Origin of the sequence: Vibrio scophthalmi (assembly GCF_040869025.1) — a bacterium.
GTDB lineage: Bacteria > Pseudomonadota > Gammaproteobacteria > Enterobacterales > Vibrionaceae > Vibrio > Vibrio scophthalmi.
Map to the genome: position 1 here is coordinate 716,408 of NZ_CP134271.1, position 12,197 is coordinate 728,604.

Annotated in this window: 10 protein-coding genes; 3 read left to right on the forward strand and 7 right to left on the reverse strand. The window is 45.6% G+C overall.

Features of this window, described 5'->3' with window-relative positions:
- Nucleotides 1-2 precede the first annotated feature (2 nt).
- The gene (locus RJD38_RS03155; RefSeq protein WP_065545085.1) at nt 3-509 is read left to right on the forward strand and encodes a hypothetical protein; all 507 of its coding nucleotides are present in this window, start codon (nt 3-5) and stop codon (nt 507-509) included.
- On the opposite strand, the gene phoU is transcribed toward RJD38_RS03155, so the two are convergent.
- The 4 genes from phoU to RJD38_RS03175 all read right to left on the reverse strand — a co-directional run bounded on the left by phoU (nt 506) and on the right by RJD38_RS03175 (nt 5,998).
- A complete protein-coding gene (gene phoU, locus RJD38_RS03160; RefSeq protein WP_005594183.1) occupies nt 506-1,204 on the reverse strand; it encodes a phosphate signaling complex protein PhoU in 699 nt (232 codons plus the stop codon). The two genes, RJD38_RS03155 and phoU, sit on opposite strands and share 4 nt — an antisense overlap.
- A gap of 101 nt (nt 1,205-1,305) precedes the next feature.
- Entirely contained in the window at nt 1,306-2,124 is an 819-nt protein-coding gene (pstB, locus tag RJD38_RS03165; protein WP_005594181.1) for a phosphate ABC transporter ATP-binding protein PstB, read from the reverse strand.
- 2 nt (nt 2,125-2,126) lie between these two features.
- Complete coding sequence (gene pstA / locus RJD38_RS03170; RefSeq protein WP_065545084.1) at nt 2,127-3,785, reverse strand: phosphate ABC transporter permease PstA; 1,659 nt, start codon at nt 3,783-3,785, stop codon at nt 2,127-2,129.
- Nucleotides 3,786-3,811: 26 nt separating this feature from the next.
- Nucleotides 3,812-5,998: an ABC transporter permease subunit gene (locus RJD38_RS03175; protein WP_065545083.1), complete on the reverse strand. Its 2,187-nt coding sequence runs from the start codon at nt 5,996-5,998 to the stop codon at nt 3,812-3,814.
- Nucleotides 5,999-6,310: 312 nt separating this feature from the next.
- On the opposite strand from RJD38_RS03175, the gene ppx reads away from it, so the two are divergent.
- Nucleotides 6,311-7,816, forward strand: a complete 1,506-nt coding sequence (gene ppx / locus RJD38_RS03180; RefSeq protein ID WP_065545082.1) for an exopolyphosphatase — start codon at nt 6,311-6,313, stop codon at nt 7,814-7,816.
- Nucleotides 7,817-7,897: 81 nt separating this feature from the next.
- Here ppx and RJD38_RS03185 read toward each other — a convergent pair whose 3' ends face one another.
- The 3 genes from RJD38_RS03185 to phoB are packed head-to-tail and all read right to left on the reverse strand — an operon-like array spanning nt 7,898 to nt 10,886.
- Nucleotides 7,898-8,845 carry a PstS family phosphate ABC transporter substrate-binding protein gene (locus RJD38_RS03185; RefSeq protein ID WP_223296366.1) on the reverse strand — a complete coding sequence of 316 codons (948 nt, stop codon included), beginning with the start codon at nt 8,843-8,845 and terminating at the stop codon, nt 7,898-7,900.
- Nucleotides 8,846-8,895: 50 nt separating this feature from the next.
- Nucleotides 8,896-10,191: a phosphate regulon sensor histidine kinase PhoR gene (gene phoR / locus RJD38_RS03190; RefSeq protein ID WP_005594176.1), complete on the reverse strand. Its 1,296-nt coding sequence runs from the start codon at nt 10,189-10,191 to the stop codon at nt 8,896-8,898.
- Nucleotides 10,192-10,196: 5 nt separating this feature from the next.
- The gene (phoB, locus tag RJD38_RS03195) at nt 10,197-10,886 is read right to left on the reverse strand and encodes a phosphate regulon transcriptional regulator PhoB (protein WP_005594175.1); all 690 of its coding nucleotides are present in this window, start codon (nt 10,884-10,886) and stop codon (nt 10,197-10,199) included.
- 257 nt (nt 10,887-11,143) lie between these two features.
- On the opposite strand from phoB, the gene rdgC reads away from it, so the two are divergent.
- A complete protein-coding gene (rdgC, locus tag RJD38_RS03200) occupies nt 11,144-12,058 on the forward strand; it encodes a recombination-associated protein RdgC (RefSeq protein WP_005594174.1) in 915 nt (304 codons plus the stop codon).
- The last annotated feature ends 139 nt before the right edge of the window (nt 12,059-12,197 follow it).

The following is a 12,197-nucleotide window of genomic DNA, read 5'->3' on the forward strand; positions in this document are numbered from 1 at the left end:
CAATGAAAAAAATACTATTCGCCACCACACTATTGGCAAGTTTTGGCTCCTTTGCTTCAGGGCTGCATATTTCACCAGAACTAAAATTAGGCCCATATGTGGGTTCGGGGAATTTAGGCGGAGGTTTACAAGTCGGCATAACTGACGTGCTTGGGTTAGACGCGTTATATGTGAGTTATAGCCATACTTCGGCCAAGATTCTAACTGACAAAGATCGGCTTAAAACCTATCGTGTTGGCGCACAATATAACTTACCCAAAGCACCTATGGTTGGATTTCAATTAGAGATTGGTGGAGTGGAATATGAAGGTAGCCGCCACTATTTCTTCTCGCCAAGAGAATACAGAGACGGCACGGGGATCAGCACTGCGGGCGCTTGGGTACTACAAGTGAACGACAATCTGGGTTTTCGCGCCGGCATTGACATTAACTTTGTCGATAAGAAAGATACTTACTTGAACAGTAACTTTTCGACCACCTTCAGCACCGGTATCACGCTGCGTTTTTAACGCAGCGCATCATCGATACTTTGATCACCAAGATGGCGAACATCCTTACCTTTAACGAAGTAAATAATGTACTCGCAGATGTTTTGGCAACGATCACCAACACGCTCAATCGCACGAGCCGACCACATAACTTGTAAGATATGGGGGATATTTTTCGGATCCTCCATCATGTAAGCCATCAGCTGGCGCACCAGCGCTTCATACTCAGCGTCCAAACGGTCATCGAGCTTATACACCGCAGCGGCTGCACCAACATCCATACGAGCAAAGGCATCCAACACTTGATGTAACATACTCACTGCCTGACGGCACAATGGTTCAAGCGAGACATTAAATTGATGCTCGCGAGTTGAAGGGTTTTCCATCGCGACTTTGGCAATGCTGGTCGCAACATCACCAATACGCTCAAGATCCGTGATGGTTTTGATGATCGCCATAATCAAGCGCAGATCTTTTGCCGTGGGCTGACGCTTGGCAATAATTCGCGTGCATGCCTCATCGATCGACACTTCCATCGCATTCACTTTATGATCATCACGCACCACTTTTTTCGCCAGTTCCATATCCTCTTTAAGCAATGCTTGCATCGCAAAAGAGAGCTGCTGCTCAACGAGGCCTCCCATGGTAAGAACATGGGTTCGAATCGACTCTAGTTCGACATTAAATTGACCTGAAATGTGGCGTCCAAAGTTCATGAATAAAGTGTAGTTCCTTGTAAGATAAAAACAGAGATCGTAGGTATTTCTCAATCATAGCCGTGATAGTGGCTTATTAGCACTCAACATTGGTGCTAATGTTAGCCATACCGACCAGTAATGTAGTCTTCTGTCTGCTTTTTCAATGGCGAAGTGAAAATAGAATCCGTGTCTGAGTACTCGATCAACTTTCCCATATGAATAAAGGCAGTATGGTCGCTCACTCGCGCCGCCTGTTGCATGTTATGGGTCACGATCACCACGGTATATTTGGTTTTGAGATCGTTAATCAGCTCTTCAATGGTTAATGTCGAAATAGGATCCAAAGCGGAGGTCGGCTCATCTAAGAGTAATACTTCAGGTTCTATCGCTATCGAACGTGCAATCACCAATCGCTGCTGCTGACCACCTGATAATCCAAAAGCATTTTCATGTAAGCGATCTTTGACTTCATCCCATAGTGCCGCTGCTCGTAGCGCTCGCTCAACCGCATCGTCTAATACTCGGCTTTTCTTAATACCTTGTAAACGAAGTCCATAAACCACGTTTTCATAGATCGATTTAGGGAATGGGTTTGGCCTTTGAAACACCATCCCCACACGACGACGCAACGTCGCCACATCCACATCTGGTTCGTAGACGTTTTTACCATGCAGTGTCACACGGCCATTAACGCGGCAACCTTCGACTAAATCATTCATACGGTTAATGCAGCGTAATAAGGTCGATTTTCCGCAACCTGATGGACCGATAAACGCCGTCACCTGACCTTTAGGAATACGCATCGAAATATCACTCAACGCCTGCGTATTTTGATAGAACAAGTTAAGCCCTTCGATCGAAATCGCGGTTTGCTCATCACTGAGATTGTTCACATCTAATGGGGTTGGGTACCCTAGCGCTTGATTGACTGAAAACATGTTTAGTCTTGTCCTAAAGTTCGGTATTTTTCACGCAAATTGTTACGGATGCTGATCGCCGTTAAGTTAAGCCCGATGATCACCGTAACCAACAAAAAGGAAGTGGCATAAACCAGAGGTCTCGCACTTTCAATATTGGTGGTCTGGAAGCCTACATCATAGATATGAAAACCTAAGTGCATGAACTTGCGCTCCAAATGTAAATACGGGAACTGTGCATCAACGGGTAGGCTTGAAGCAAATTTTACCGCCCCCACCAGCATCAGTGGTGCTACTTCACCGGCGGCACGGGCAACCGCTAAAATTAGCCCAGTGATAATAGCCGGACTGGCCATCGGTAAAACGATACGCCACATAGTCTCAAACTGAGTTGCCCCCAGCGCTAATGAACCATGACGCACTGAGTTAGGAATACGTGTTAAACCCTCTTCTGTGGCAACAATTACTACCGGCAAGGTTAATACTGCTAGGGTCAATGCCGACCATAATAGCCCCGGCGTACCAAACGTTGGCGCTGGTAATTGCTCAGCATAAAAAACGTTATCAATCGAAGCCCCTAAAATATAAACAAAGAAGCCTAAACCAAATACACCGTAAACGATCGATGGCACACCTGCTAAGTTAATGACCGCTACACGGATAATCCGCGTAAAGAGGTTATTCTTGGCATATTCATGTAAGTAAATCGCGGCAACCACCCCTAAAGGCATAACGATCACCGACATAATCAAAACCAGAAGTACCGTACCAAACATGGCAGGAAATACCCCGCCTTCCGAGTTTGATTCTCGTGGATTATCGGCTAAAAACTTCCATACTTGCTTGCCCCAATGGACGCCTTTTTCCATAAACGTCATTTGATTTGGGTACCACATATCCAAAATATGACTCAGTGGGATTAACATCGTCTTCCCCGTCATATCTTGTACTAACAAACCTTGTTTGGCTAATTTGGCACGTAAATCATCAAGCTTAGCCTCCGCTTCAGCCAACCGTTGGCTATAGAGATTCGACTGAGCCGTATAGCGATTAATAAACTCTTCGTTTTTAAGGCTGTTTTGCGGATGATTAAGTTCATATTTACGCTTTTCAAGTCGTAAATCATTCGCTTGCGCACTGATCACGCGGATCTCTTGCGTAATGATCTGATTAATCTGCTCGCGCACTGAATGGCTGTAATTTAGAGCTCGCTTGAGCTCGGATTGATATTGTTCTAGCTTGGTTCCATCTGCAAGTTGATAAGCGATAGGTAGCCCATAGAAGTCACCACCTCGAGTTCGCTCTATCACCGCCCAACCTTGTGGTTCGCTACGCTTTAGTACATCAATTTCTAAAATAGAAATAAAATCAGCCGGATAGATATCACGATTTGCGACCTTAATCCGTAAGCGTTTCACCTTGCCACTTTGCTCTACGTGAGGGGGCAAACTAATGTCCATCTCTTTCAAATGACTGATAGGAACGTATTCTTCAGCATAGAGCTGGCCAACCAAAATCTGACCTTCATCGGTTGTCCATTGGTAAAGTGGCGCAGGCCAAAAATACGAGAGCCCTTTCCAGCCAATAAGCAGCAACAAGCCAAGCACTGACAGCAAACTAATGCTGACCGCTCCGCCCGTTAACCAGATCCATGGTGCGCCTGATTTTAGCCACTTAAACACGTTGGTTGATTCCTATTAATTGCCCATTACAAAGCACGGTATTTTTCACGTAAACGCTGACGAACCCATTCGGCTAACGAGTTCACAGCAAAGGTAAAGATAAGCAAGATCAGCGCTGCGAGGAACAGTAAGCGGAAATGAGAACTACCGACTTCTGACTCTGGCATCTCAACCGCAATCGTCGCGGAAAGGGTGCGCATGCCTTCTAAAATATTCCAATCAAGAATGGGCGTATTACCGGTTGCCATCAAGACAATCATGGTTTCACCCACCGCTCGACCTAGCCCCATCATAATGGCAGAAAAAATACCGGGGCTGGCGGTGAGTAGCACCACATAAATTAAGGTTTGCCAAGGTGTCGCACCCAAAGCCAATGAACCGTCCGACAAGTGCTTAGGTACAGAAAAAATCGCGTCTTCAGCAATGGTAAAGATGGTCGGTATTACCGCAAACCCCATCGCAAAGCCGACAACAAGTGCATTACGTTGGTCAAAATCGATACCTTGTAGATCGAGAAAAGCACGCACATCACCATCAAACAGCCACATTTCTACGTTACTACTCTGCTGCAAAATTACCACGGTTAGTAATACAATCACCGGCATTAATATCGCCGCATGCCAACCATTAGGCAAACGACGCGTCCAGCGACTTGGTAGTAAATGCCACATTGCGCCAATCGCCACGATGGTAAACGGCAACAGCAACAATAACGCCGCCACTGCGGCAAGGTGCGTTTCAACAATTGGGGCGAACCATAAACCGGCTAAGAAACCGATGATGACGGTTGGCAACGCTTCCATCAATTCAATTGATGGTTTCACCACTCGGCGCATCTTGGCTGTCATAAAATAAGCGGTATATATAGCGCCTAGTACTGCAATTGGAATTGCAAACATCATGGCAAAAGCCGCGGCTTTTAAAGTACCAAAGGCAATTGGTACTAAACTAAACTTGGCTTCAAATTCATCACTCGCCGAGGTCGTTTGCCAAACATATTGCGCTTCTGGGTAACCTTCATACCACACTTTCTGCCACATCGAAGAGAGTGAGATCTCTGGATATGGGTTATCAATGTGCGCCACACTCAATTGATTGCCTGACAAAGCCACTAAATATTGCTCGTTATTCGCCATGCCCGCAAGTTGCGGCACTTTTTCGTAAGCACGCTTGAACATCACCAGCTTTTCGCTCGTGGTATAGTGGCTTTGCACGGTGCCATTAATGTAAAAGCTATAAAAACCTTTGCGGTAAGTATCTGGCAGTAAAAATTGCAGCTCTGCGGCCAGTTTAAATTCACGGATATGAGTGAGATGACGCTGACCATCTTTCAGGACATCAAACCATTGTGACACTAAGCCATCTTGGTGGGTCACGAGCAATGAATAAGCCCCTGATAGCAAGTCAATATCGCTCACCGCGTGCTGCTCTTTGCCTTGGCTAAGATCGACGATTTCTCGAATAATAAATGCATCACCATGCTTTTTCGCCACATAGAGCTCAGAGCCAGCACGTAAATAAAGCGTTTTGCCATCTGGGGTTAATAGCAGTTGTTGCACATCGGCTATTGGGGTTTCAAACTGAAAGTCGCTAATGCTGGCATCTTTATTTTGCCAACGGATTCGCACTCGTTGATCGCTAAAGTAGCCCGCTAATATCACTTGTTCACCCTTAGCGAAGGTGAAATTTTGCAACTCAACATCAGGATAAGAGAGGTCGAAAACTGGCTGCCAACGCGTCACTTTGGGGGTAAAAAGACGCCCTTCATTTTCCAGAGTACTTGCCATTTGTGGCTGAAAAAGGGCAACGTCACCATTTTTAGCCGCAAACGCATACCAGCCTTGTGCTCTGGGCATTTGAGAAAACAAGCTATATTGTTGACCGAAATTAACCGATAACTGTGGCTGCTCTGAAGGCTGAGACAATGGCCAAAAGTCCAACTGTCCTTGCTGGGAGATAACAAAAGCGTGTTCACCATAATCATCAATACCCGCCGCAACCGGAGCTGGAGTGGTGATAGTTTGACTTGCTACATTAGGCGTAAATTTGGCATCCGAAAAGAGAGGCAGTACCATCATCGCTAGATAAATGAAGATTAAGACCAATGCCGCAAGCACGCCAACACCGCCAAACGTCACCGCTAAACGCACTAAACGATCTTTGACTAGCCGCTTTCTATCTTTTTCGCGTAATGAAAATTCGGCCTTTGCCATCTCAACCTACCTAATATTGCCCGACGATAGAGTATTTCGCCAAGATGACAATTATATTACAGTTGAAAATAAACAACTGAAAAGAATCAACTATCCTGACGCCGTTTCTTCCTCGACTGTCACACTAATCACATATTATTTTTGCTACCTTTGTAAAAATATTGCAACAACAGCTACTTCATAAATAAAAACACCTTCTATTATTGTTGAGTACTGAATGAAGATTTGGTGCAGCACTACGGAAAAAGTCGGCTTTCATCCATCGCGGCTTCAGTTAACTTTACTAACCACATATGTAGGCAAAGATAACCCATGAATCCAATTTCGCAGACTCGTTATATTGCCGCCATTGATTTAGGCTCCAATAGCTTTCATATGGTAGTAGCTAAAATAGTTGGCCAAGAGCTACAACTGGTTAGTCGTCACAAGCAACACGTTCAGTTGGCCAATGGTCTCAATGAACAAGGCGAGTTAGATAATGCTGCTATCGAACGCGGCTTAGATTGCTTAGCGATGTTTGCCGAACGTATCCAAGGTTTTAAACAAGCCGATGTGCGTATTGCTGCGACATATACTTTACGCCAAGCCATCAATGCTGATGAATTTATCCAGCGAGCCCGACGAATCTTACCGTATCCGATTGAGATTATCTCTGGCGCCGAAGAAGCGCGTTTGATCTATCAAGGAGTCTCCCACACTCAATCGCAATCAGACAGTAAGCTGATTGTTGATATTGGTGGCGGCAGTACCGAAATCATTTACGGTTCGGGTTTTGAGCCAGAACTATTAAACAGTAAACCGATTGGCTGTATTACCGTTACGCAGCAATTTTTTGCCAACGGAAAGCTATCCCACACCAACTTTACCAATGCCATTCTAGCTGCAGAGCAAAAGTTAGAATCTTTAGCTCACCATTATCGTCTCAAAGGGTGGTCAAGTGCCTTTGGTTCTTCTGGTACGGTGAAAGCGATCCGAGATGTACTGTGTGGCCTTGGCTATCAAGATGGCGTGATTACCGCTAAACGGCTGCTGCAATTAATCGCGCTCCTATCCGAAAAAGGGAACATTAATGATATCGAATTGACTGGCCTTACCGATGCACGTAAGCCCGTATTTGCCGCAGGCATTGCGATTATGTATGCGGTGTTTGTTGGTCTGAAAATCCGCGAAATGTTTTACACTGAAGGTGCGTTACGTGAAGGTTTACTCTATGAAATGGAAGCTCGTTTGAAACGTAGTGACATTCGTATGCGTACCACCGAAAATTTAGCGATTAAACACCTTGTCGACTTAGAACATGCTGCACGAGTAAAAGGACAAGCGCGTGAGTTTCTGCAGCAAATTCACGAGCCATTAGCCATAAAACAGCACTCCGAATTATTTGATTTACTCGAATGGAGCGCTTTATTGCATGAGGTTGGTTTAAGCATTAGCTTAAGCGATTATCATCGCCACTCCGCTTACCTACTTCAGCATAGCAACATGCCGGGCTTCAATATTGAGCAACAACGCGTGCTCGCCACCCTAGCTCGTTTTCAACGCAAATCAATGAACTTAAATGAAATAGAAAACTTCTCTCTCTATCAAAAACCACAGCTGCTGAGTTTAATTCGAGTATTACGTTTAGCTATTTTACTCAATAGCCAACGCAGCGACTCTCCACTGCCTCCATTTGAGCTCACGATAACCACACAAGATCAATGGCAGCTAAGTTGCTCTGAATTTAACTGGCTAACAAGACATAAGCTACTCAACGCTAATCTACTCGCAGAGCAAGCTTACTGGCATCAACTCGGATGGCAATTAGAGATTCATTAGGCCAAGTAGTGCAAGCCACGACGAAGGCAAGTCAGCATTCGAACACGCCTTGCACGATATGATGTTTAAATCGTTGATCGGTTATTGATAGTTAATGCCGACTTTTTCCAGCTCTTGCTGCGCAATTTCTGGAGAGATCGCCACATAACCATCTTGCTCCACCAGCTTCTGCCCCTGTTGCGAATAGATAAAACGAATAAACTCACGCTCAATCGGTGACAGTTCTTTATGTGGGTGTTTATTTACATACACATAGAGGTAACGAGAGAGTGGGTACTTACCTGATAAGATATTCGCTCTTGTAGCATCGACGTATTGATCACCCTCTTGGGCGATACGCAGACGTTTTACCCCAGAGACCTTATACCCAACACCAGAATAGCCAATGGTGTTAATCGCCGAAGCGACAGATTGCACGACCGAAGCGGAACCTGGCTGCTCATTAACATTATTTAAAAAATCCCCACCACACAGTGCGTTTTTCTTAAAATAGCCATAAGTTCCAGAAACAGAGTTACGCCCAAATTTTTGAATCGCTCGCTCAGCCCACTGGTAATTCAACCCAAGCTGTTGCCAGGTTTGAATCGGTTCTGTTCCACCACAGCGCATCGTGGCCGAAAAAATACTGTCGAGCTGAACAAAGTTAAGCCCTTCGATTGGGTTATCTCGATGGACAAAAATGCCAATCGCATCAATCGCCACTCTCAGCTCGGTCGGCTTATAACCAAACTCACGCTCAAAGGCTTCTATCTCTCGATTACGCATTGGCCGGCTCATAGGGCCAAACTGTGCCGTCTGTTCGGTTAAAGCAGGGGGAGCCGTGGCAGAGCCTGACGCTTGAACTTGACCATTCACCCCCGGATAGAGCTGTTGGAACTCCTCTACCCATAAGGTCGTCATTCCGGCCAACGTATCAGACCCAACACTGGTGAGTGCACCACTAATGCCAGGCACTTTATGGTATTCCCGTAGTGGCTGCTCTGCATGGGCAGAAAAGCTCGTTGCGCCGCTAACGATACCTGCACTCATCACCATACAAGTAAACCAATGCGACAAACGAGGTTTCGTTAAATATGCCATTACTTCACCACCAAACGAGTCGGTAGAACAAAAGAAAACTTACTGCCCACGCCAACTTTGCTCCAGATATCTAAATGGGAGTCATGGTGAGAAAGTGCGTGTTTGACAATTGCCAACCCTAACCCACTGCCGCCAGTATCACGCGAACGCGCTTTGTCGACACGGTAAAAACGCTCAGTTAAACGATGAATGTGCTGCGGTTCGATCCCTTCGCCGCTGTCAGACACTTCTAAGCAAGCACCTTGGCTGGTTTTATACCAACGCACATGCACATCGGCACCGGCTGGCGTGTACTTAACCGCATTGTAAACCAAGTTGGATATCGCACTGCGTAGCTGATCTTCATCACCCAAAACTAATAAAGATTGGTCAACATCAAACCGTAATTTATGCTGCTGATCGCCACTTAAACTGATCGCTTCTTTTTCCAATACTTCCAGCATCACTGGCACATTAACCACTTCATCCAGCTCATGCATTGGCGCAGCTTCAATTTTCGATAAGGTGAGTAATTGATTTACTAAGCTATTCATACGATTGAGCTGCTCGGTCATGACGCCATGCGCTTTTGGCCACATAGGCCCAACCAGCATTTCAGGATCTTCGGTCATCTCAAGGTAACCTTGCAGTACCGTCATTGGCGTACGCAATTCATGAGAAACGTTGGCAAAGAAATTACGACGCATACCTTCTAGCTGCTTCACCTGAGTAACGTCACGGACCACCATCAAGTGTTCACCTTCGGTATACGGCACGATACGCAGTTCCAACATGCGTTCGACATTAAGTGGCGAGCGCATCTCAAGCGGTTCTGAAAAATCTTGTTTGGTGAGGTATTTGATGAAATCCGGCGTGCGGATCAAATTGGAAATTGGCTGACCAGAATCATCAGGCCAACGAAAACCCAACAAATGCTGCGCGAGTTTGTTGCACCAAACGATATTGCCTTCACTGCGAAAAACCACCACGGCATCGGGCAACGATTCCGCACCGTTACGGAAACGGCGAATAAGATTGGTCAGCTCTTTACGCTTTCTGCGCTGGCGCTGCTGTAAACGATAAATGCCGTTAAACAGGTGCTCCCAATTGCCGGTTCCTGATGGCGGAGTAAGACGCTTCTCATCCCACAGCCATGCTGACAAACGCATCTGATTATGCAGATGCCACACAAGCTGCAAAACCGTGGCTGCTAGCAGCAACCACGGCATGTAACCGAACATCCACCCCACAATGATCCAAGGGGTGTAAAAAAAAACCAGCTCACGGAGCAGTTTCTTCCAACTTAATCGTTCCACGAATATTAAGCCTTGGTTGAGAAGCGATAACCCGCACCGCGAACGGTTTGAATCAACTTATCGTGCCCTTCCGCTTCCAGTGCTTTACGTAGGCGACGAATATGGACATCAACCGTACGGTCTTCAACATAAACGTTGGTACCCCAAACGTTATTAAGTAGCTGTTCACGGCTGTAAACGCGCTCTTGATGCGTCATAAAGAAATGCAGCATTTTGAATTCAGTTGGGCCCATATCCAATGCTTGATCATTGGTGGTCACACGGTGTGAAACAGGATCCAGTTTAAGGCCTTGTACATCAATCACATCTTCAAGTGCAGTTGGTGTAACACGGCGAATCACTGCTTTTAAACGCGCAACCAATTCTTTTGGTGAGAATGGTTTGGTGATGTAATCATCGGCGCCAACCTCTAGGCCACGCACTTTATCTTCTTCTTCACCACGTGCCGTCAGCATCACGACTGGAATGTTGCGTGTCAGCTCTTCGCGCTTCATATGTTTGATGAAGTTAATACCGCTACCACCCGGTAGCATCCAATCAAGTAGCACAAGATCTGGGAAGGGTTCCGCCAATTTCGTCACCGCGGTGTCGTAATCTTCCGCTTCGACGGCTTGGTAACCTTTCTGTTCAAGTACAAAGCACAGCATCTCGCGAATCGGCGCTTCATCTTCAACAACAAGAATCCTTCTAGACATAATTGAATAACCTTATGGTATTGAGCTAATTGAAATTGAGACGCAAGCGCCTCTCGATGCATAAGCATTATTGCTAGTAATTATGACACTTTTGTGACCTTTGAAAACAAATTTTCATGGAAGCTTCTTAATCAAACCTTTTAACTTTCATCAATTCGCGCTAGCGGTTGCGAATTTTCAGATCCAATAGGACAAGCGAGAAAAAATTTCCTATCATGAGGCCACTAATGCCAACGTCGTTAAAGTAGAGAAACAATATGTGGTTTAAAAACTGTCTGGTTTATCGTGTAAACCGTGAAGTCGACTTCAAAGCTGACCAATTAGAACAGCAACTGGCTGAATTCCGCTTTACCCCATGTGGTAGTCAGGATAAGCAAAAATTTGGCTGGGTTTCAGCAATGGGCCGTCATGGTGACATGATGACTCACCTGTCAGAAGACCGCATTCTCGTGTGTGCCAAGAAAGAAGAAAAAATGCTGCCAGCATCAGTAATCAAAGATTCACTGAATGCCAAAGTTGATGCGCTTGAAGCGCAGGAAGGTCGTCCTCTAAAGAAAAAAGAGAAGGACAACCTAAAAGACGACATCATTATGGATCTTTTACCGCGCGCCTTTAGCCGCAGTAACTACACTTCTGTTCTTATCCTACCAAAACAAGGGTTTATCCTAGTTGATGCGAGCAGCTACAAGAAAGCAGAAGACGTATTGGCGCTATTGCGTAAAACCATGGGCAGCTTGCCTGTGGTTCCTGCTATTCCAGAGAACTCGGTTGAGACAACGCTGACTGAGTGGGTGAAGACAGGCAACACACCAGCGGGCTTCTCTATGCTTGATGAAGCGGAATTAAAATCAGTTCTAGAAGAAGGCGGCGTGATCCGTTGTAAGAAACAAGAGCTGACCGCAGACGAAATCCGCAGCCATATTGAAGCCGATAAAATGGTGACGAAATTGGCCGTGAACTGGCAAGATCGTATCGAGTTCCTTCTGGCTGAAGATGGCAGCATTAAACGCCTAAAATTCTCAGATGAATTAAAAGATCAAAACGAAGATATCCCACGCGAAGATCAAGCGGCACGTTTCGATGCTGACTTCTCATTAATGTGTGGCGAGCTAAGTGCATTTTTACCCAATTTGTACGACGCATTAGGTGGTCTCCCTAATCCAAACGCTTAATTCTGACTTCTAAGCCCTCTTTCGAGGGCTTTTTATTGCCCGCCAGATCCCAGTTTTTCCTAGTCACTCATCACATTTTAACGTAAAATTTGCGCCCCTATTCCATCAGGTGGAATTGGCCTGACTTGAGATCAGATAA